This window comes from Pseudomonas caspiana, assembly GCF_040224095.2.
GTDB lineage: Bacteria > Pseudomonadota > Gammaproteobacteria > Pseudomonadales > Pseudomonadaceae > Aquipseudomonas > Aquipseudomonas caspiana.
This window is the reverse complement of sequence record NZ_CP167995.1, coordinates 3,061,116-3,080,061: the sequence shown is the minus strand read 5'-3', so window position 1 is coordinate 3,080,061 and position 18,946 is coordinate 3,061,116. Positions and strand designations below refer to the sequence as shown.

21 protein-coding genes are annotated in these 18,946 nt (G+C 52.6%); 10 read left to right on the top strand and 11 right to left on the bottom strand.

All coding sequences use genetic code 11. The annotated features are described in order from the left end of the window. Positions 1 to 298: 298 nt before the first annotated feature. From ABRP31_RS14090 to ABRP31_RS14075, 4 genes are all read left to right on the top strand, one after another. A complete protein-coding gene (locus ABRP31_RS14090) occupies positions 299 to 904 on the top strand; it encodes an SCO family protein (protein WP_349970045.1) in 606 nt (201 codons plus the stop codon). After that, a complete protein-coding gene (locus ABRP31_RS14085; protein ID WP_349970044.1) occupies positions 904 to 1,392 on the top strand; it encodes a copper chaperone PCu(A)C in 489 nt (162 codons plus the stop codon). The genes ABRP31_RS14090 and ABRP31_RS14085 overlap by 1 nt, the downstream gene beginning before the upstream one ends. 217 nt (positions 1,393 to 1,609) lie before the next feature. After that, positions 1,610 to 1,897, top strand: a complete 288-nt coding sequence (locus tag ABRP31_RS14080) for a c-type cytochrome (protein ID WP_349970043.1) — start codon at positions 1,610 to 1,612, stop codon at positions 1,895 to 1,897. Positions 1,898 to 2,240: 343 nt separating this feature from the next. Continuing rightward, a complete protein-coding gene (locus tag ABRP31_RS14075) occupies positions 2,241 to 2,840 on the top strand; it encodes an FMN-dependent NADH-azoreductase (RefSeq protein ID WP_349970042.1) in 600 nt (199 codons plus the stop codon). 39 nt (positions 2,841 to 2,879) lie between these two features. Here the strand turns inward: ABRP31_RS14075 and ABRP31_RS14070 are convergent, their stop codons facing one another. The 8 genes from ABRP31_RS14070 to ABRP31_RS14035 form a co-directional block, all read right to left on the bottom strand. Continuing rightward, on the bottom strand, positions 2,880 to 3,764 hold the full coding sequence (locus ABRP31_RS14070) for a DJ-1/PfpI family protein (RefSeq protein ID WP_349970041.1): 885 nt from the start codon (positions 3,762 to 3,764) through the stop codon (positions 2,880 to 2,882). A 10-nt stretch (positions 3,765 to 3,774) separates the two neighbouring features. Further along, a complete protein-coding gene (locus ABRP31_RS14065) occupies positions 3,775 to 5,889 on the bottom strand; it encodes a TonB-dependent receptor (RefSeq protein ID WP_349970040.1) in 2,115 nt (704 codons plus the stop codon). A gap of 191 nt (positions 5,890 to 6,080) precedes the next feature. Continuing rightward, a complete protein-coding gene (locus ABRP31_RS14060) occupies positions 6,081 to 6,425 on the bottom strand; it encodes a DUF2946 domain-containing protein (protein WP_372489409.1) in 345 nt (114 codons plus the stop codon). A 56-nt stretch (positions 6,426 to 6,481) separates the two neighbouring features. Next, positions 6,482 to 7,108, bottom strand: coding sequence for a putative natural product biosynthesis protein (locus tag ABRP31_RS14055; RefSeq protein WP_349970038.1), 627 nt, complete (start codon positions 7,106 to 7,108; stop codon positions 6,482 to 6,484). A gap of 229 nt (positions 7,109 to 7,337) precedes the next feature. Then, entirely contained in the window at positions 7,338 to 7,721 is a 384-nt protein-coding gene (locus tag ABRP31_RS14050; protein ID WP_349970173.1) for a DUF2946 domain-containing protein, read from the bottom strand. Positions 7,722 to 7,792: 71 nt separating this feature from the next. Further along, the gene (locus ABRP31_RS14045) at positions 7,793 to 8,842 is read right to left on the bottom strand and encodes a DJ-1/PfpI family protein (protein WP_349970037.1); all 1,050 of its coding nucleotides are present in this window, start codon (positions 8,840 to 8,842) and stop codon (positions 7,793 to 7,795) included. 131 nt (positions 8,843 to 8,973) lie between these two features. Continuing rightward, positions 8,974 to 9,396, bottom strand: coding sequence for a CopD family protein (locus ABRP31_RS14040; protein ID WP_005771428.1), 423 nt, complete (start codon positions 9,394 to 9,396; stop codon positions 8,974 to 8,976). 3 nt (positions 9,397 to 9,399) lie between these two features. Continuing rightward, on the bottom strand, positions 9,400 to 9,726 hold the full coding sequence (locus ABRP31_RS14035) for a DUF3817 domain-containing protein (RefSeq protein WP_349970036.1): 327 nt from the start codon (positions 9,724 to 9,726) through the stop codon (positions 9,400 to 9,402). A gap of 447 nt (positions 9,727 to 10,173) precedes the next feature. Here ABRP31_RS14035 and ABRP31_RS14030 point away from each other — a divergent pair, with 447 nt between their 5' ends. Then, positions 10,174 to 11,208, top strand: a complete 1,035-nt coding sequence (locus ABRP31_RS14030) for a DJ-1/PfpI family protein (protein WP_349970035.1) — start codon at positions 10,174 to 10,176, stop codon at positions 11,206 to 11,208. Between the two features lie 256 nt (positions 11,209 to 11,464). Here the strand turns inward: ABRP31_RS14030 and ABRP31_RS14025 are convergent, their stop codons facing one another. Next, entirely contained in the window at positions 11,465 to 12,184 is a 720-nt protein-coding gene (locus ABRP31_RS14025) for a carbonic anhydrase (protein WP_349970034.1), read from the bottom strand. Positions 12,185 to 12,753: 569 nt separating this feature from the next. On the opposite strand from ABRP31_RS14025, the gene ABRP31_RS14020 reads away from it, so the two are divergent. After that, positions 12,754 to 12,978 (top strand): hypothetical protein, encoded by a 225-nt coding sequence (locus tag ABRP31_RS14020; protein WP_349970033.1) that lies wholly within the window; start codon positions 12,754 to 12,756, stop codon positions 12,976 to 12,978. A 164-nt stretch (positions 12,979 to 13,142) separates the two neighbouring features. Here ABRP31_RS14020 and ABRP31_RS14015 read toward each other — a convergent pair whose 3' ends face one another. Next, positions 13,143 to 13,985 (bottom strand): AraC family transcriptional regulator, encoded by an 843-nt coding sequence (locus tag ABRP31_RS14015; RefSeq protein WP_349970032.1) that lies wholly within the window; start codon positions 13,983 to 13,985, stop codon positions 13,143 to 13,145. A gap of 801 nt (positions 13,986 to 14,786) precedes the next feature. On the opposite strand from ABRP31_RS14015, the gene ABRP31_RS14010 reads away from it, so the two are divergent. The 3 genes from ABRP31_RS14010 (at position 14,787) to ABRP31_RS14000 (ending at position 17,116) form a co-directional block, all read left to right on the top strand. Further along, complete coding sequence (locus tag ABRP31_RS14010; RefSeq protein ID WP_349970031.1) at positions 14,787 to 15,194, top strand: helix-turn-helix transcriptional regulator; 408 nt, start codon at positions 14,787 to 14,789, stop codon at positions 15,192 to 15,194. Positions 15,195 to 15,297: 103 nt separating this feature from the next. Further along, on the top strand, positions 15,298 to 15,921 hold the full coding sequence (locus ABRP31_RS14005) for a hypothetical protein (RefSeq protein ID WP_349970030.1): 624 nt from the start codon (positions 15,298 to 15,300) through the stop codon (positions 15,919 to 15,921). A 199-nt stretch (positions 15,922 to 16,120) separates the two neighbouring features. Next, positions 16,121 to 17,116 carry a metallophosphoesterase gene (locus ABRP31_RS14000; RefSeq protein WP_349970029.1) on the top strand — a complete coding sequence of 332 codons (996 nt, stop codon included), beginning with the start codon at positions 16,121 to 16,123 and terminating at the stop codon, positions 17,114 to 17,116. 147 nt (positions 17,117 to 17,263) lie between these two features. On the opposite strand, the gene ABRP31_RS13995 is transcribed toward ABRP31_RS14000, so the two are convergent. After that, the gene (locus tag ABRP31_RS13995; RefSeq protein WP_054069997.1) at positions 17,264 to 17,884 is read right to left on the bottom strand and encodes a hypothetical protein; all 621 of its coding nucleotides are present in this window, start codon (positions 17,882 to 17,884) and stop codon (positions 17,264 to 17,266) included. Positions 17,885 to 18,399: 515 nt separating this feature from the next. Between ABRP31_RS13995 and ABRP31_RS13990 the strand changes: the two genes are divergently transcribed. Then, a complete protein-coding gene (locus ABRP31_RS13990) occupies positions 18,400 to 18,903 on the top strand; it encodes a hypothetical protein (RefSeq protein WP_349970028.1) in 504 nt (167 codons plus the stop codon). Positions 18,904 to 18,946 lie beyond the last annotated feature (43 nt).

Below are 18,946 nucleotides of genomic sequence, written 5' to 3'. Positions count from 1 at the left end.
TTAAATCCACCTGCGACAGTATGTCGCAGGGTGTTTTGCAAGCTCACTCAAACGAAACTCAACGCCGGGCCTGCGTCATAACGTCGCAGGTTATTAAAGGTCGTTGGCATTGTTAAACTTTTCGCCCGACTTCCGGCGAGCAAGAAAAACTTACTCAACGGTGATCGATGGTTTACGTCTGACCTAGCGTTAAGTCGTGCGCTAGCGATGGGGGCGATTTTAGTAACAGACAGTATCTTATAGGTTATGCGTCCCTACAGTTGACTGAACTGATGGGCGATACAAAAGGCGTTACTTCATGAGCGTTTTAATGACTCGCCGCAAGGTTATTGCTGGAATGGGGTTGCTCAGTTTAGGCATCTTGAGCGGATGCGATCCCCGAGGGAAATTGACGTATAAGCACGGCAAAGATCTGAGCAATCAGATCCTTGGGCGTACCTTCAAGTTAAGGGATACTAACGGCGACGTCAGAATGCTCTCGAGCTATCGAGGCATGATCCCGTTAGTATTTTTCGGGTTTACGCAATGCCCCGCAATTTGCCCGACTGCACTGGCTCGCGCAGTACAAATCAAAAAACTAATGGGCGAGAATGGCAACAGGCTCCAGATCATCTTTATCACGCTGGATCCGGAACGAGACACACCAGCCGTGCTAAACGCTTACGTGAAAACGTTTGATCCGTCATTTGTCGCACTTCATGGGACACTTGAAGAAACTGCTGCTACGGCCAAAGAGTTTGGCGTGTTCTACGAAAAAATTCCCAGCGGATCAACCTATACGCTGTCCCATTCCGCGACGAGCTATGTCTACGACATTAATGGAACGCTACGTCTTGGATTGTCTCATTCGCTTTCAGCACAAGAGTGTGCGGAAGATCTGCTTACCGTCATGAAGGTGTCCTAATGAACTTAACTCTGAATCAAGCCAGCATTATTCAACGCTTCCGACAGCTCCTGCTTGGATTCTCTCTACTGGGACTGACTTGCCAGGTTTCAGCCCAGACGCAGGTAGACGATGCTTGGGTTCGCGCAACAGTCGCAGGGCAGCAGGCGACGGGAGCGTTCATGACTATTACATCTAGCAGCGACAGCAAGCTGCTCAGTGCACAGTCTCCGGTTGCCAAAATTGTGCAGCTTCACCTTTCAACCATGAAGAACGACGTGATGAGCATGCAACCGGTCGAGTTCATCGAATTGCCTGCTCGCGAACCAGTCACCCTTGATCCCCACAAATATCACGTCATGCTTATCGACTTAGTTGAGCAAGTCAAAGAAGGTGACAAGGTGCCGCTGACGCTTACGATAGAGAATGCCAAAGGCGAGAAAGAGTCGATCAAGGTTGAAGCCACAGCAAGGGCTTTGAACATGCCTGATCACAGCAAGATGCATTGATGATCTTAAGGATGTAAATCAGTGACGTTTGACTAAGTCAACGTCACCGATTCAGCAGACTTTGCTAGGCGCATAGAATTTCTCTACAGGTTCTCCTGTCATCCTGACCTGTAACCGTGGCCACAAGCACCTAGCACTCCAGTCGCGCAACCTCTAATAACAAGTAATGAACAGAGCCATTACCAAGCTAAATCTCGCAGGGAAAACGGAGTGCAGTATGAAGTATTTAGCTATTTTAGCCATCAGCGTGCTTCCCTTCTCAGTAGGTGCCGCACAGGATCCAGAGACCGTATTCAATCAGTCATGCGGGATATGCCATAACGGTCAATTACGGACTGCGCCTCAAAAAGGAGATAAAGACGCCTGGGCGCCGCGCCTAGGCCAAGGAATGGATCTACTCGTCGAGCGAGTCACATCTGGATACAGCGTGATGCCTCCTAGAGGTCTCTGCATGCAATGTACGCCAGACGATTACAAAGCAGTGATCGAGTGGATGGCTAAATAAGCTGCCTCCCCCGTCATCCTCCCGAGAAACTTGCTTTCGACGGACGGACGGACACTCCCCTGGTCTAAAAAATAGACAGCCATCTGACTGCCCTTCACGATCTCATCCTAGCGATAACAATGACTGACCACTAAGTTCATGCCCCGTTTGCGACTTACTATACCTATGTGGGCTTCTGGCGCGCGTCAACACATACCTCTCAGACGGTGATTCATCATTCCGGATACCGGAGTGAGCTTAGAACAATGTTATCGATAATTAACAGCAGTTTTTTCCGCTTTTTTATCATGTGAATCCGACTAATCTTGGCTTAATCGACTCAAGCCGATAGAGAATAAAAACCATGCCCAGTATTCTGATCATTGAAAGCAGCGCTCGCCAGCAGGAGTCAGTCTCTCGCCAACTCACCCAGCAATTCATCAGCCATTGGCGGGCTGCGCATCCGACCGATCAGATTATTATTCGTGACGTGGGCTTCAACCCCATACCCCACATGGACGCAAACTTGCTCGGTGGCTGGACGAAGCCTGCTGGAGAGCGCAGCTACAAAGAGCAGGTTTGCTTGGAGCGCTCCGACGAGCTGACTAATGAGCTGCTCGCCGCTGATATTCTAGTCATTGCAGCGCCGATGTATAACTTCGGAATACCAAGCACTATTAAAGCTTGGCTTGACCATGTGATTAGACCTGGCATGACGTTTAAATACACTCCCACACGCACCCAAGGCTTGTTAACTGGTAAGCGCGCAGTGGTATTGACCGCCAGAGGTGGATTTCATGCTGATGATAATTCGGATCACCAAGAGCCGTATCTGCGCCAGGTAATGTCTTTCATTGGTATTCACGATGTCACTTTTATTCATGCCGAAGGGATTAACCTCAGCAGCAACTTTCGTGAAAAAGGTATGCAGAACGCCGCGTCATTACTGGCACGAATTATCTGAGCTGTTCTTTCGAAATTTATCGTCTAATGACATTTGCCGTTAATGAACGCTCATGGCGCACCTCGCAATTGAGTGCGCCATGAGCGTTGAGCCACAGCTCTTTGTCAAGCCAGCTAGCGCCCCTGATTTTTTCCTAAAGTCCGCCACCAGTTCGATCATCGCAGTCTTCACATGCGCCGGAGCGGTCTTCATAGAGCCCGCGCTGAACGGAGGATCGGGGTCGTATTCGCTCATCAGTTGAGCGCACTCGGCATAGGTCTGGTCGCGCAGCTCCGCGACCATACTCAGGCCAAAATCCAGCCCAGCCGTTACACCCGCGCCGGTAATCCGGTTGCGGTCGCGCACAACACGCGCTTCGGTAGGAATCGCACCGAACCCGGCTAGCGCATCCCGGCACGACCAGTGCGACGTCGCCTTGTAACCTTTCAACAATCCCGCCGCACCGAGGATCAGCGAACCCGAGCAGACACTTGTGATGTATTTCGCGCGTGAGCCACGATCAGTCATAAAAGCCAGGGTCTCGGCATCTGAGGCTGCTGCCAGAGTGCCGTCCGTGCCTCCCGGCGCAAACAGCACCGTCAGGTCGCGAGGACAGGTGTCGAAAGTGGTGTTCGGTACAATCGTTAACCCTGCATCGCTCGTCACTGGCTCCAGCGACTTGGCAACAATATAAATCTTGGCGCCCATGAGCGAACCAAACATGCAGTGCGGCCCTACGAGATCCATTACGGTCATGCCTGGATACACCAGCATTACGATTTGCTCGTCGCCCATCCAGGGCACTTTGTTCATGTCGGGGCCCATGTCAGGTATTTTGTGGTCATGCATGGGCTTTTCAGCAGCCGATGCTTCGAGGGTAATGCTGGCAGCCAACGGTGCGAGCAGCGCACCAATGACTAGGTTTCGACGTTGGTTATCGATCATCATGGGTTCCTTAAAAGCTAGCGGTCAGCGTCAAAAAAGCTGAGCGTGGTTGGGTCGGTAATACCACTGGAGACCACAGGTATTGATAGGTCTCATAGACCTTGCGACCTGTCAGATTGACCGCTGATACAGAGACCGTGTAACGGTCAAACTCGTAGGAAGTCTGCGCATCGAGCAGTGCGTATCCCGGCACGGATACAGTGTTAGGCAGGCTTAGTTCTCGGGCGCTGAGCGCGGTAATACCGACACCAAAGCCAAGTCCCTTGGCGGCTCCGTCGAGTACCCGATAGCGGGCTGCAAGCCGACCGCTGTGCTTTGGCACTCGCGGCAGGCCATCACCGACCGGAATCGAGTTGTCCTCTGTCACTTCTGCTTCGGTGTAGGCGTAGTTAGCTAGTAATGAAACAGCCGGGCTCGGCTCCCAAACTAGATCGGCTTCAATGCCACGAGCGCGCTGCTCACCGCTCTGTACCGAGTAACCAAGGATCGCGTTAGCAGGGTCGGGATCAGGGGTGGAAACGTTGCGACGCGTTTGTTCAAACACAGCGAGGGTTCCGGAAAGGCCGAGATCGTTAAACGCCATCTTGACGCCCGCCTCATAATTGCGAGACAGCTCAGGCTTAGGTGTCTCGCGACCGTTGTAGTTGTATGCCCCTCTGAAGCCGGTGGAGTACGCCGCGTAAAGTGCGAGACTTTGGGTCAGGTCATAGGTGATGCCAAGGCGCGGCGTCACACGATGATATGAGGTATCAATACCCTGCTGTTGCTGCTTGAGGTCGAGTTGAGTCAGGCGCAATGATCCCAGCAGGTGGAAGCGACCGTAGGTCGCTTGATCCTGAACGTAAAGGGCCTTTGTCTCGTAGCGGTTGGTCTGGGAAACAATCGTTTCGGGCGTCGCACCGTAGAAAATCCCGTAGCTCGGATTGGCCAGATCAAGCTCGCCGATCAGCTCGGCGTTGGATACTCCCGAGGTGAAGTCTGTACGGTCATAACTGGCGCCCACCAAAAGTTCGTGGCTGCCGCCGAGAGCCTCGACCCGAGTGCCCAAGTTAGTATCCAGCGTGCTTTCACGAACGTCTCCTGGCAGGTAGAGCTTGAAAATCGGATACACCGTTGGCGTGGCAGGGCTCGCCCCGAGAAGTTCTGGATAGATAAAGCTTCCGTAGTCACGGAACTTGCCTTCGTAATACTGAGCGGTGACGGCCAGTCGTGTGTCCTCATTAAACTCATGAGTGAGTTCGGCCGTAGTTGTACGATTCTCGATGGTGGTGTGCGGCTGCCCACTTGTAGCGCCCGGGAAAGCCTTGCGGTCTATGTGCCCACTCAATGCCTGTGCGGCGGGCAGGCCAGAAAATTCAAGCTGGCTGCGATCCTCGTATCTGCCACGCAGCAGCAGCTCCGTGTCTGGCGAGAGCTGAAACGCGATGCTTGGCTGTATCGACCATTGGTGGCCGTTGACGTGGTCAATCCAGCTGTCGTTTTCCTCGTAGTCAGCGGAAAGTCGTGCGGCAACCTTGTCGCCAATGGGTGTGTTTAGGTCAACCGACGGATTCATCGTGCCGAAGCTACCGGTGCGCATCGACACAAACGAACTCTGCTCGGCCTCGGGACGTTTCGAAATCACGTTGATCAAACCACCCAGCGGCGCGCCAATGCCGCCACCGTAAAGGGCTGATGTCGGGCCTTTGAGCACCTCGATACGGTCGGTGCCGATCAGACTGGTCGGATCGATGCTCGCCGCTGTGCCACCGAAGGCCGGCAGCCCGTTCATGTAAATTTCTGCCGGAAAACCGCGCACGATTGGCTGCGTGAACAGAGCCTCTTGAGGCTTGGTTGCTCTCACCCCAGAAACGTTAGCCAGTGCGTCGGCAAGCGAGTGGCTGCCCTGCTCTTTGATCATAGACTGGGTGACGACTTGCACCGACTGCGGGACTTCGATCAAGGGCGTATTGGTGCGCGTGGCCGAAGTAGAAGTGGGTGCGGTATAGCCTTCGCGCGCCCCAGAAACAGTAATAGGTTCCAGCGTCCAGGTCTGTAACCTTTTAGGAGTTGGTGATGCATCCAAGGTGCCGTCCTCCGGCTGCGCGGCGTGGGCAATGGCCGGTAATGCCAGCCCCAGAAACATACAAAAGGCACGGCGCCAAAGCAGACACGCAGGAGCAATATGAAACAGCTGCTGGTACTTGGTGGAGTACATGGGTTCTTCCGATGAAAGTCAGATGTTGGCCGAGCGCGCATGAACAATCAGCATCACCAGGTACGAGGGCCCGTTGACGCAGAGTCAGCAATGCGTGTTCAGCAAAAATAGGGTGACGATCAAAGGTTGATAGGAGGGGCACGGCTTCGCGCTCCCGGGAACACCGGCGGCGCTGTTTGCTGAGTGATGAAGTGGGCGGATAAATGCTGTAACGGTGGGACGAGTAGCCGGAAGCCAGACAGATTTGACTCGGTAAGCGCAGGGTGCTGGAACAGCAGTGAACAATACCCGCACTTCTCCCAAACGATCAGGGCATGGTGCTTGTCAGCATAACCATGGTGAGACATCTGGCTCATGCCAGTCATGTCGTGGCACTCCATGCCCGCCATGCTCATTGATTGGCTTTTACCATGGGCAAGGCTGATCCCCTGACTGATCAGCGGGCCGGCAAATATCATCAGCATGGCGAAAAGACTCAGCCAAGCTCCGATAACTGGACGCTCACGCACTGGCAGGCGCTCTACTCATCGCGCACAGCGTTCGATAGCGGCGGTTGCCCGTCGTATCCAGGGATGGGCAACCACTGTCGCAGTCCAGCGGAGCCCTCGCCTGCTAATGGGCACCAGGCAAAATCCCAGGGCGTTGGTGGAAACACCTGCTGCTGAGGGTCTACTTCATCGCCACGACGAGTCTCGACTTTCCAGTCAAACACCCGCAGCGGCGAGCCTTTCCACGCCAACACTAGCCCGCGAGCCGGGCCGTCGTCATCCTCTACCCAACTGGCTGCTGCAGCAGTCATGAAGGCCTCGATGTGTTCCTCGCGTATGTGCTTCTTGAAAGATGAAGTGAGCAACCAACGACACACACTCAGGTGGTAAGTCCAGTTCAGGGCCGGGGAATTGCGGCATGCCCACTTCATGAAACTGCGAAACATGTTCAAGCCTTCCGGCGGATCAAGCTTGAGCAACGCAGGACATACATCGAACAACGCGTGCCAGTGCGGCAGCAGCCGAACATCAAGACGGGTAAAACAGCATGCATTGCTGGGGTAGTCAGGGCATGGCTGCAGTAGATCGGCACGACTGCTCGTGCGTAACTTCTTGCTGACCAGTCGCGAGGCCCCTGAAGGGATAGCTAGAGAGCGCATACCACCCTCCAGACCAACACTTGCGACTTAGACGAGGCAAAAAAACTTGACGTTATTCCTTCGAGAACTTTGATTCTGCAATCTGGAAAATCGGAAACGCGAGCCATAAAGCCCTCTCTCCCAAGACGATTGAACGACGCCCAGCAGCGGTCGCATCAGCGACAATCTGGCGAAAAACGGACGACGAAAAATAAGCGGTAGCCGACGATCAAACCGGCCGCGTACAGCGTCAGATCAGAGGGGAAGCGCGAGGGTTGGCCGACGGCCACGAATATCGAGGGGGTGCTTTGCAGCGCAGCTCGCGACCAGGGCGCGGCTTTTGGATGATTCGCAGTAGCCAGATCAGGCCCAGCAGAAAAACGATGCTTAATGTCACAGCAGAACAGATAGGGCAGACAAGACTACCGGCCCAACCGCTGGGCGACTGGTCAGAGAAATCCGCACTGGCGATCGGGGCCTTGCCACCTGATACAGAGCAAAACTCACCGCCGATACCATTGAGTGCGAACCCGCTCATCTGCCCATGACCCAAACCACAAGCGAACACATTGAATAGCACGCAAAAGTAAAGCGTCCATGCAACGAGCGAGCGATTGGGTAGGGACAATTTCATTGCCACAAGATTAACATCGAAGCGTGCGGGCTTGAAGACCACGAACCCAGGATCTACCCAAATATGAAAAATCAGCCGACCCTATTACCGGTCAACCTGGACGCAGGAAGGCTACCTGCTTTTGCAGTTCCGTTCATGGTGTTCAATGACGTGCGAACAGCAAAATTAAGGGTGAGCTTCAAAGGTTTTCTTACGAGCTGAGACCAGCAGAGCTGATCACCGCAGATTTGCACTGAATCAAGCGGCACTGTTTCTCCACCTTGAGTAGCAGTCCCTTGAAGGAGCCCACCGGCGATGAGTATTGACAGCCTCACCTTCATAGTACCGAGAGGTGTACTTATCTCAACGTCCCAGTCGCCCACAAACTCCCTGCCCTCGCTCGACACTGCCTTTGGATTTTGAACATCAGCGATTCCGTCATGTTGATCTACATCGGATGCTGGATGCCAACTCAGAGGCGTCATGCCTCCTGCATTCCACACTGTGCCACGCCGTTCGTATTCAAAGAGCACCTCAATGCTAAGGGCTATTTGTGAGCCCAGCATACGCTCAACCAAATACAAGGCGAGATCCAGCCCTGAAGTCACACCACCACTAGAAACAAGGTTTCCATCATCCACTACACGAGCATTTACCGGACACACTCCAAGTGTCGCCAGCATAGGCATACCGAAGTGATGAGTCACTGCGTTACGCTTTTCGAGCAGACCGGCCATAGCCAGCAACAGACTCCCTCCACAGACGCTTGCGACAATCGTTTCAGGCAGATCAAATGCCCTTTTCATGAGAGGCACAATGTCGGTGTTGGCGGCTTGATTGAGCAGAAATGGAGCTGCATCCTTGCCATCACCGTGTGGATTTCCTGCAGCCCCTGGAATTACGATGATGTCAGCCTCTTCAGGGCTTAGCGTTCCATCGGCTGGAATAGATAGAAAACAAAGTCCACTGGTCACGGAGCGCGGCCCCTCAGCGGTGACCAGTTTGACTTTCAATGCTCCGTTGGAAGCTTGTGCAGCAGCTAGAAATACTTCGTACGGAGCGATGGCGTCGAGTAGATCAAATCCATCAAACAGTACAATTTGTACACAAAGCGGTGTATCTGAAGAATAAAGCCTGGTCATAAAAAAGCCTCATTAACTGAAATTTATGAATGCCAAATACTCACGCAGCCGAACAAAAATCCGGCATGTGAAAATTCAGCGCTCTGCTCTGGTTACTTAAAAACTCTTACCTAGATAGCAAGTCGTGGGAATTAGAAAGGCTTAAGCACCACTAGAAAAATTATGATGAGAGGTGCCACCAGGATGACGGGTAGCATATTTTTCCCATAGCCCCCAGCCTCTTCACTTGAAAGCATCCGCCTCAGCCAGCCTGCTTGAACCCCGTGAACCGCAGCCAATATCATTACGATTGTTATTTTCGCAAATAACCATCCGCTACCGAAGAAACTTAGCGTAAGCGCAATATATAGACCACTAACAAAAGCACAAATCATGGCAGGCGTAGTTATGGCCTTGTCCCATTTACGTACCAGGCGAAGCCGCGCTAGCTCTCTAGGCATAGCCGGGCCTGATAATTTGCCATCAACGATTATGACGACCGCCTGCATGATCACACCTGAAACCCAGAGCAGTATCGAAAAAATGTGTATGACTTTGAGGATCAGATAAATCATAAGTCATTCAACTCCGCCCGTAGCTTGACGTCGCAGCACGTGGTGGGCCATCCACAATCCACCCAAAGGAATGAATGCAGCCACTAAAGCTCGTACAATAATAGTTGCCTTCCATTTATCCTCTGCAGCAACAGTTAAAACCAACCAGATATAAATGAGGAACGATAGGCCGTGTATAGGCCCCATCCATGAAACTATTTCTGGATAACCGAGGGCATACTTTATGGGCACCGCTACGCAGATCAGCAGTATCAAGGTAGAGCCTTCCAGCAGCGCAGCCCATCCCAGCAAACGCTGAGGGGAGAACATTCCAACTTTTTGCTTAAACATCGTTTAACCCATCTAGGTCGTCGTGGGCCGCATTGTCTGCAACCTGCCAGCACTGCGCCATGGCTAGAACGCCATTCTTCACAGGATTTAAGCCAGCCAAGACCCTTACGCAGATCACAGCCAATAGATATTAAAGCTGTTGGCGGACGCTTTACTGACGGGCTTCAACGTATCCATGATGTTGATTAACCACGAGGACGGCAGCCTAACGCATAGGTAAGCGATGTCCTTATATGCCGCCCTCTGTCTTGTGAGCTTTTCGACCATAGACTTCCGCCTTCCTTAGATCGCCACCATTCGCTCCCTCAGCAGCCCCTGATACCCTCCTCGCTAAGCCCCGCGAAGGTCTTGTCCACTCATTGCGCATCAAGCTGTGAGACTGGAATCCTGTCCAGATTGGCCGTAATCAGATGGTCAAGACAATTTGGCTGAAATACTATTTCCCGTATGATTCCCGCCATCATAGATAAGCGCTACTGCACCTGTACGAACAGGCAAGGCCCGAGGAAATTTACGATCAAAACTCATAACGTAGTAATCCTTGCCTTCGACGGTGTAGTAGCTGGCGACCTGACAATGCCTGCCGAGCTTTTTGAACGCGTGGAACTCACGAAAGGCCACTACCCCTACCAAGTTCGCGTATGCGCTAGCAGCCCCACGGTACAAACACGCTCATTCGATTTGCAGATCAGATTTTCTCTAGACGAAATTACCCGCGCTGACACATTGATTGTGCCTGGGCTAAGCGATCCAACCGGTCACGTTCCCGATGCCATCCTCGACGTAATCCGCTCCGCCACCCAGACGGGAGCAAGGATCGCGTCAATATGTACAGGGGCATTTGTTCTCGCACAAAGCGGTGTGCTAGATGGAATGAGGGCTACCACCCATTGGAAAGCCGCCGACAAACTGGCGAGGCAATATCCAAAGATCGAAGTGAACCCAAATGTACTGTTTGTTGATAACGGCCAAATCCTGACATCCGCCGGAGCGGCGGCCGGCCTGGATCTCTGTCTACACATGATCAAGCAGGATCATGGCGCCAGTGTGGCGGCTGGAGCGGCAAGACTCGCGGTTGTGCCGTTGGAGCGTTCCGGCGGTCAGGCGCAGTTTATTGTCAGAGACATGCCCTGTTCGCACACAAGTCTTTCGCCCGTTATTCAATGGATCGAAAGCCGACTGGCTACGATCATCACTATCAGGGACATGGCGGAATTTGCACTGATCAGCACAAGAACACTCACCCGTCGCTTTCAAGAGCAACTCGGCTTAAGCCCACTCCAGTGGGTGATCCATGCGAGAGTAACCCGCGCGCAGTGCTTGCTTGAAGCGACTGACCTACCCATCGAACACGTTGCTGCGCAGGTTGGTTTTACTTCATCGACCTCTCTAAGAGAACACTTCCTGCACATCGTCGGAACGAACCCGACGGCTTATCGACTGGCCTTCAGAAAAGCGCCCTCAAAGCTTGAACATACCTGATTTCATGAAGAGAAATCTCTGATGGGCAACCGCAGAAATTTGCCAGACCCAGATTGTCTTAGCTTCATCAAACTGCGATATAGATTCAGATATTTTGGTTACGACATGGACGGATCGTATGCGCTCCTACAGCGTAATGGTGGCGCGCGTTCGTCCGCGCAGATCGTCATGACGTCTGCTTATGCACTGCCCTGTGCATAAGTAAACGTGGGCTGTTTATCAATCCGTCGGGACACTCTCCCCAACGTTATGCATCTTATACGTCGAAGAATTCGACTTGACCATTTTCAAGAGAGTAGTAAGCGCCAACCACACGAACTTTGCCGTCCCTGATCGGATTGACCAGTGTAGGCTCAGACGCCGTACGCAAGCGCTTGACGGTTCGTTGCACGTTGCTCTTCACCGAGTCCTCCAGCAAATTGTTGGTTTTTTTGGCTTTGGCGAGGAGCACTGCCGGAATGATCGGCTCGATCATTTCGCCAATTGCACCGGGATACACGGTGTTATCTTCGACCACAGAAACAGCGGCAGCCACCGCGCCACATTTCTCATGGCCCATTACCACGATCAACGGCACGCCAAGCTGACTGACTGCATATTCGACCGAACCCAAAGCCGTCGTGTCGACAGTATTGCCGGCGTTTCGCACAATAAACAGTTCACCCAGACCACGTCCGAACAGCAACTCCGGCGGTACGCGCGAGTCCGAACAGGAGATCAATACGCAAAATGGTGTTTGCCCTTTGGCAATTTCCAGACGTCTTTCTCGGTTGGTCTCGATCTTTGTTTCCTTATCACTTACGAAAGCCTTATTGCCTTCGCGTAGTTTTTCCAGAGCTTGATCAGCAGTCAATGTGGTACGCGGAGAGGCAGGTGTTGCGGCGAACGCGGTCATTGGAAGTTGCGCCATAAAAGCGGCGGCTGGCAGGCAGCAGGCACACTGCAGCATTTTTCGACGAGACATCGTTGGATTCATTAAAACCTCGGCACGAAAGGGACATTGATTTTAGAAATATTGGATCCCAAAGTTTGCGTTAAAAACCCGCCACTTCGTGTCCAATTAATAAATGCATCGATAGTTTTTTGCAACAGCTTTTAGGAGGCTGTGAAGAAGGCTTACAAATTTTGCAGAACGTTTGACCTCAACCATCGCTGCCCGTGATTTCGTTGGGCTCTGGATCACAGTTGAAACGCCGGGTAGCTGGTGATCGCACAACAATCGATTGACCGGCTTTTTGGCGCTCTTGCCCGTTGGTTTTGGGATTTTACTTACCGCCACTCAGCGTTAAGGTTGAACTGAATCGGTCTTGCCAGCTGGACACGCCGCAAGAGCTGGCATTGTAGGTGCGCCAAGCCTTAGGCCGCTGATCTCCCTATATTTGCCCGATGAACCTGAGGAGCCTCTGCTATCGTCTTTGCACGTCAAGGTGCTGGCGATCAGCGCCGGGCAGATGTGGTTTAAATCGTTGCACGGCTTTATGCGCAGCCTGGTTATTTCGAATCGATCCTGCACCTTCGCTTCTCCCAACTATGTTGAGGTAGAACATGGAGGAAACCGTCATCATGAACAGCCAGGCAAGAGAGGCGCGAGAAGCTCTGATCGCTGTGCTCAGCACCGCCGCGTCAATAGGTATCGACATAGATCAGCTATGTCACCTATCTGCAGAAGAACTGGCGAGTGAAGACGTGCGGGAGGATGTGAAGCCCTACGTATCTGGCGCGATCTATCAGCTAGCGGTTTGCATGAACTACGTCGTTGATCTCGGTTGATCTGGGTTGTCAGCGACCACCCTCGGGGGTGGGTAGAGTATCGGAGGTTGAGAGTACGTAATCCTGCTGCTCACCATGCCTTCGAGATCCAAGCCCTGAGGTTGGCGGAAACCGGCTGGAATTCTGACCTACCCGGCTCCAACAATTACAGGTCGATCTCACAATTATGCTGCCGTGGGTCTGGAAAGCGGTATCCAGACATCCAAGTAACCATTGCCTTTAGACGGTTCGAAATCGGAACTGTACTGTTCGAACTCAGGGGCATCGGCAAGCTCATAACCAGATTCTGGAATCCAGTGATTGAAAATGGTGAAAAATGTTTTATGGATTTTCGAGATGTGCCCAAGGTGTCGGAACACAGCATAGTTTTGCGTTGGAACTTTGAAGTACCGAAAAGCTGACGGAAGACATTCGACGCGGGAGACTTCGGTGCCGGCAATGTACTCAAAGCTACCATCCTCCCCAGGATTACAGCAAAGTCCATAATTCCAGCTGTTTACCTGGTCTGGAACTCGTCCAATGTGAGGCACGAACGCTTGCCACAAGCTGATGATGCCTTCGTTCTTATCGATGGTAAAACGACCACCCAGACCAGCAATGAAAAACTCGGCTCTGGTTTCAAAGCGCGGTTCTGAAAGTGCTATCACCTCAGTCTCTTTCATACGTAAAGGCTCCACCAGTGAAAGGGATTGATCCTCGTGTGCACGCACCTGTTTAGGAGTGAACCCAAACTGATCGGTGAAGGCCCGCGTAAACGCCTCATGGGAACCGTACCCAGCAGTCAGCGCAACATCTAGAATATCCGGCGCTCCCTGCCGCAACGTCAGTGCAGCTTGGCTCAAACGCCGGGCTCGGATATAGCGCATCACCGACCAGCCCGTCGATAGCGAAAACAAACGGGCAAGAGCAAAAGGAGACATGTTGCAATGGCGCGCAACACGTCCTAGATCTAGGTCGGACTTAAGCTCCAGTTCGATGTACCAAAGTGCTCTTTCAATATTCAGCATTGCGGCGCTCCTTGAATTCAGAGCAACGTTATCAAACGAATAGCTCACGAATTTGATCGTTCTTGCTGTATTTACTTTCGACCTAGCTCATCAAAACACCTAGGATTTATGACTGTCCATCCGGCGGTACAAGGTGGCATTGGCCCACTATTATTGCGTGGTGCGCGGCCTCGCAGAAGCAAGTGACCTTTCTAGGAAACTAGGCCATTTGTGCCGAGACCTATGCCCATGACGCTGCTCTCTACGCATTTATGCCAAATGTCTCGAGCGCAAGCGGAGCGCGCTGGCCCGAAGGGCCAAAGGCTTGAGGATGGACGCCCGTAGGGACAAAACCTGGCGAAGCCTGGGTTTGGTTCACGACAGCCGTACCCCGAACGGGGGCAAGCCCAAAGCGGATGTACCGTGAATCGCCATCAAGCTACGAGGCAGGAAAGTCGCTGAACGCGTCGCAAAGCAGGCTCTGCATCATCACAGAGACTGGGCCTTGAAAAAAGTGCTCTTGGCTGCTGATATCGAACCGCACAGAGCTGATATGAATCATAGTCGCACCGTGACCCGAAGCACGTAGCTGAAGCTCAGCAGCCGGATACAAAACCACGGACGTACCAATCGAAAGGAAAACATCGCATTCCTCTGCAGCGTGTAGACCAGCTCCATACATCCTCAGGCAACCAGCTAAATGGCGGTACGTGTTAGTCTCAATCGCACTAGGACGTTTGGTCTCAACTCTATTAGGACGTCGGACACTGCTCGATACACTGGAGTCTCCGGCTCAGGAATGCATCCCCCCAGGAACGTGTCATGTCGCTAAAGACAGCTTTCGCTGCAGTGCTCAAGTCGATGCGCACCAGTCGCGGACTCACCCAGAAAAACCTGTCAGACGCGAGCAGCCGCACATACCTCTCGAAACTTGAGCGCGCTCAGTCTAGCCTGACCCTCGATAAGCTCGACGCTATCAGCAAGACATTGGAGCTGAGTCCTTTGACGTTGGTCGCCATTACACTTGGAACCGAGAGTCGTACACCTCTGAGAGACCTTTTGAATCGACTGGAAACCGAGTTGCTCGATCTACGACATGCCGGCGTGCTCAAAGACCTCGAAATTGATTTTGAAGCGGTTAAGAAAGCGCCAAGATTGGTGGCTCAACCACTTCCTAAGAAAGGATCGTTTAGTTCTTCTCAGCAGACAGAACTGCACTTCAGCGATTGAAGTCGCGGCGGGCTAACGCAGATTGCTACCGAGCCCAAACGGCTTTGGCTAGTGACAAGCTATGCGCAGTGCTGTTCGAACAAAACGCACTCAGGGGATCAAGATGAGCCGAGGCAAAGAGTTCTTCCAGGGAATGACGAAAACGCGATTGAAAGAAGTGATCCGGGGTGAGATCGCAGAGGTCGATTTCGGACAGGAGTTTGAGTCCCCCATCATTGCCGACTTAATACATCAGAAACATTACCACTGCTCGGCACAAAACCTTCGCCCTTCCCGCTTTCGAAAACTACCCCGCCCAGGATCAGTTTACGATTTCCAAGGCTACTTTCCTGGCCACGGCTGGCACGGCGTTTCATGGACACAGTGCATCGACCCTAGAGACGAAATGGCTTGGTTGGATCGCGCACTCCGAGATGCCGCGCACCCTATAGTTTCGAGATACAGAGCAGCGCATCCAATGTGCGAACGCTGCGGAGAAAAACCATCAACTGAAGTCGACCATGTGTCTCCTCAGTTCAACGTAATGGTCACACAGATCATTCAGACGCTCAGCGCGTCTCAGGTTGAGGAGATATTTTCCCGCTTTAACTGGCTGGAGAAAGAACCTTTTTCGTTACCACCAGGCCATTCTGCTTTGCAGCTCCTCGATGACGCACATCAGGCTGCAATTCTCCAGGCAGTGTGCCAGCCGTGCCATGTGCTCAACGGTAACGAACGCCGGCGCTAAGCGATTTAGATGCTCGCTATGAAACCGAGAGAAATTCCTCGCGGGATAATTCTCAGCCCCTGAAATTGCTGGCAAACGAGCCATTTAGGAAGGCTCCGCAAGGTATAATTCGAGCATCTCGCTGCTACGAATTTGAGACCTTGCATGTCTCATGGAATCGCACTATCCGCAGCAATCAGCCTAGGAGATCCGTGACGTCATGACTAATTTTTTGAGGCTTGCAAAGAACGATCGCGGCAGAGATTTCGTCGTCGGTGATATCCATTTTAAGACGATCGACTTGCACAAAGGTCTTCACGCGCTCGACTTCGACAAGCAGGTTGATCGGGTCATCGCAGTAGGCGATCTTATTGATCGTGGGCCAGGAGTGCTGGATGGTCTGAAGCTGCTGGGGGAGCCCTGGTTCTTCACAGTTCAAGGTAATCATGAATGGATGCTGATCGATGCCTACCGCCGCGCCCCCCACGCCCGGTATGCGTCACATGGAGCTGGATGGTGGTCGACGATCTCTGATGAATCCAAGCCCATGATTATCGAAAAGCTTGAGAGCCTTCCTGTTGTTATTGAAATCGAATGCACACGAGGAATCGTTGGAGTCGTCCATGCAGATGTCCCGGCGGGCATGTCGTGGAGCGAGTTTGTCGAAAGCGTGGACAATCGGCAGATTGAGGAAATCGCGCTATGGGGGCGTGAACGCATTATCAAGCATTACAGAGGCGGTGTTACCGGCGCATGGAGGGTATGCGTGGGTCACACTTGGATTCCCCACCCTCTTCGTCTCGGTAATGTCCTTGCGCTGGATTGCACTGGTGGCGGCGAAGGCCCGCTAGCGATCTACTGCGTACAGGACGACGCGATCTATGTCGATGGACGTTCTGTCTCCCTCGACAGCGTTGAGCGTTTGGCAGAACAACTGGAAAAGCTTGACCACACATTGGTCGACCTCAGTACGACCCTCCAGAGTAACAAGCTCATTGAATCACAGGGTCTGAGCCGAGAAGCTGATACTTTGATCAAGCAAGCTCAGTCCACGTGGCTGCCGATGCGGGCCGAGATTGCAGATTCCCAAAATTTTTTAAATGCGCTACATGGGCTCAGCCTCACCACTGGGGAGCGCAAAGCAGCAAAGCTAGAACAGTTGAAAACTCGGTATGCCGGGACGCAGATTGGAGACTTATTGAACCGGTTATTTTGAGGTAGAAGCGCAGCCACCCAGCGGCCCAGGCCCCTTCTCGTATCGTTGAACTAGCAACGAGGCAATGCGAGCTGTAGCCGGTGGGTATGTCCGCCAAGGTTCAGCCCGCATAGCATTGCAGCCCATGCAAATAGTAGGCAAACAGCATCAAACAGTTTGGCGAGCACGGTCGTTGTCGTACGCCTGCTGTGCCAGTTGCTCAAGATGTAGATTCAAGCGCGTTTCCATCTTTTTATAGCATTTGAAATCTACTGTGTACCGGTAGACCAGATATCCAACGCCAGCCAGAAAAGCAAACATGTAAGCGCCGGTTAAGTACCCCAGGATTGCAATAACTGCGATGCCGATCATCATTACCTTGAAGTGCAGTGATTGAAGGCCTAGCAGCTGGTTCAACGCAGGAGCGCTGTTCAAAAACCAATGTTTTGCGGCGCTGTGGTTCACAATGATGCTGTACCACCCTTTTCCGGATCCATTTTTATGCTTGACCTTGATGAGGGTAATACGCTGACCGGTGCGTAACGGGATGTCTTGTCCTTTCAACTTAACATCGTGCTCAATTCCCGTGTCGTCCCGCACCCAGAACTCATGATTGATCACACTCGTTGAGCTGATTTGTGCTGCTCTGACATGCCCGCCTTCCCTGCCTACATAGCCACCGCCACCAGATGAGGACACATGTGTTTCACTTAGTTTTTCACTACCGATTACTTCCCCAACCAATGACGTGAATTCAATCGTTTTATCGCCATGCGTGAAATCTTGCATTTCTATTCCTTGAGAATTCCACGCCTGTGGCGTGACTGCCGCCATGCTACTAATTGGCCATCACCCACATCAAGCATTTTTAGCTTCAGGACTGCCCCCAAGCGGCATCGAACGATCAAAAATTGTCTGACACACGCCCCTTAGCTGATGCATACGCACCGCGCATCAGGGGCTTCCTAACCGGTCGGAGAACCATGTGTGACTCAATCATCACCAATGGCAGTGCGCAGCCTGACCATGGCCAATGGGTCAACCGCTACAAGCACGCGGAAAACACAGCATCATCAAGCACACAGGGACTAGAGAATGGCCTCAGTCGACAACATCGCAGCCACCCGCTGACTCGCTAGTTGACCCACAGACCGTGCATCAGTAGCATTCCGATCAAGCGGTTACCTGGATCGCGCGGTCGGCACGCAAAGACTTCGTCACAGGCGAAACACCCCTTCTTTTTTCACGCATTCGACAGTCGTCATTTCGGGCAGCCGACACCGCCATCGACCGGAGTTTGCGCAATGATAGTTCCTGTTTTCCCAGCTGATCTCGAACGTAACTCAGGCATGAAAAGGGCTGCTCGCTTCCTCTTCAAAACCTGGCCAGGCGCAGTACCGATTAAACATACTGAAGCCCTGGACATTCTCGCCAGAGGCCTTGGCTATCAAAGTTATCACGACGTCACGAAGCAAGGATCGTCTTGGACTGAAGCACGTCCTGACATCGATATCCACTCGATCGAGTGGAACTTGTCTCGCGTACTGAGCGAAGAATTTCAAGCTCCTGGAAACCCTGGCGTCACCATCAACCTAGGCAATCTCCTTGCCTACATCCAAACCATTCCTCTGCATCACCTGACGGTCTTCAAACGCTTTCCTGAACTGTTGGAGGGGCGGCATTCCTTCCCGCTTCTGCCATACGACAAACAGTCGCCGTTTGGGAGGTTCCAACATAGCCCAGTTGTTCCCCACGATGACGACTGGCGGATTCTCGACAGCGATGACGATGAGCGGGTCAAACCATGACGCCCGATGCTCCCCCAACATCAGGAAAACTCGGCCCAATTCG

Bases quoted from the DNA above. Each gene is read 5' to 3' on its own strand.
- ABRP31_RS14090 (WP_349970045.1), top strand. From the start codon at position 299: ATGAGCGTTTTAATGACTCGCCGCAAGGTTATTGCTGGAATGGGGTTG.
- ABRP31_RS14085 (WP_349970044.1), top strand. From the start codon at position 904: ATGAACTTAACTCTGAATCAAGCCAGCATTATTCAACGCTTCCGACAG.
- ABRP31_RS14080 (WP_349970043.1), top strand. From the start codon at position 1,610: ATGAAGTATTTAGCTATTTTAGCCATCAGCGTGCTTCCCTTCTCAGTA.
- ABRP31_RS14075 (WP_349970042.1), top strand. From the start codon at position 2,241: ATGCCCAGTATTCTGATCATTGAAAGCAGCGCTCGCCAGCAGGAGTCA.
- ABRP31_RS14070 (WP_349970041.1), bottom strand. From the start codon at position 3,764: ATGATCGATAACCAACGTCGAAACCTAGTCATTGGTGCGCTGCTCGCA.
- ABRP31_RS14065 (WP_349970040.1), bottom strand. From the start codon at position 5,889: ATGTTTCTGGGGCTGGCATTACCGGCCATTGCCCACGCCGCGCAGCCG.
- ABRP31_RS14060 (WP_372489409.1), bottom strand. From the start codon at position 6,425: ATGCTGATGATATTTGCCGGCCCGCTGATCAGTCAGGGGATCAGCCTT.
- ABRP31_RS14055 (WP_349970038.1), bottom strand. From the start codon at position 7,108: ATGCGCTCTCTAGCTATCCCTTCAGGGGCCTCGCGACTGGTCAGCAAG.
- ABRP31_RS14050 (WP_349970173.1), bottom strand. From the start codon at position 7,721: ATGAAATTGTCCCTACCCAATCGCTCGCTCGTTGCATGGACGCTTTAC.
- ABRP31_RS14045 (WP_349970037.1), bottom strand. From the start codon at position 8,842: ATGACCAGGCTTTATTCTTCAGATACACCGCTTTGTGTACAAATTGTA.
- ABRP31_RS14040 (WP_005771428.1), bottom strand. From the start codon at position 9,396: ATGATTTATCTGATCCTCAAAGTCATACACATTTTTTCGATACTGCTC.
- ABRP31_RS14035 (WP_349970036.1), bottom strand. From the start codon at position 9,726: ATGTTTAAGCAAAAAGTTGGAATGTTCTCCCCTCAGCGTTTGCTGGGA.
- ABRP31_RS14030 (WP_349970035.1), top strand. From the start codon at position 10,174: ATGATTCCCGCCATCATAGATAAGCGCTACTGCACCTGTACGAACAGG.
- ABRP31_RS14025 (WP_349970034.1), bottom strand. From the start codon at position 12,184: ATGAATCCAACGATGTCTCGTCGAAAAATGCTGCAGTGTGCCTGCTGC.
- ABRP31_RS14020 (WP_349970033.1), top strand. From the start codon at position 12,754: ATGGAGGAAACCGTCATCATGAACAGCCAGGCAAGAGAGGCGCGAGAA.
- ABRP31_RS14015 (WP_349970032.1), bottom strand. From the start codon at position 13,985: ATGCTGAATATTGAAAGAGCACTTTGGTACATCGAACTGGAGCTTAAG.
- ABRP31_RS14010 (WP_349970031.1), top strand. From the start codon at position 14,787: ATGTCGCTAAAGACAGCTTTCGCTGCAGTGCTCAAGTCGATGCGCACC.
- ABRP31_RS14005 (WP_349970030.1), top strand. From the start codon at position 15,298: ATGAGCCGAGGCAAAGAGTTCTTCCAGGGAATGACGAAAACGCGATTG.
- ABRP31_RS14000 (WP_349970029.1), top strand. From the start codon at position 16,121: ATGACTAATTTTTTGAGGCTTGCAAAGAACGATCGCGGCAGAGATTTC.
- ABRP31_RS13995 (WP_054069997.1), bottom strand. From the start codon at position 17,884: ATGCAAGATTTCACGCATGGCGATAAAACGATTGAATTCACGTCATTG.
- ABRP31_RS13990 (WP_349970028.1), top strand. From the start codon at position 18,400: ATGATAGTTCCTGTTTTCCCAGCTGATCTCGAACGTAACTCAGGCATG.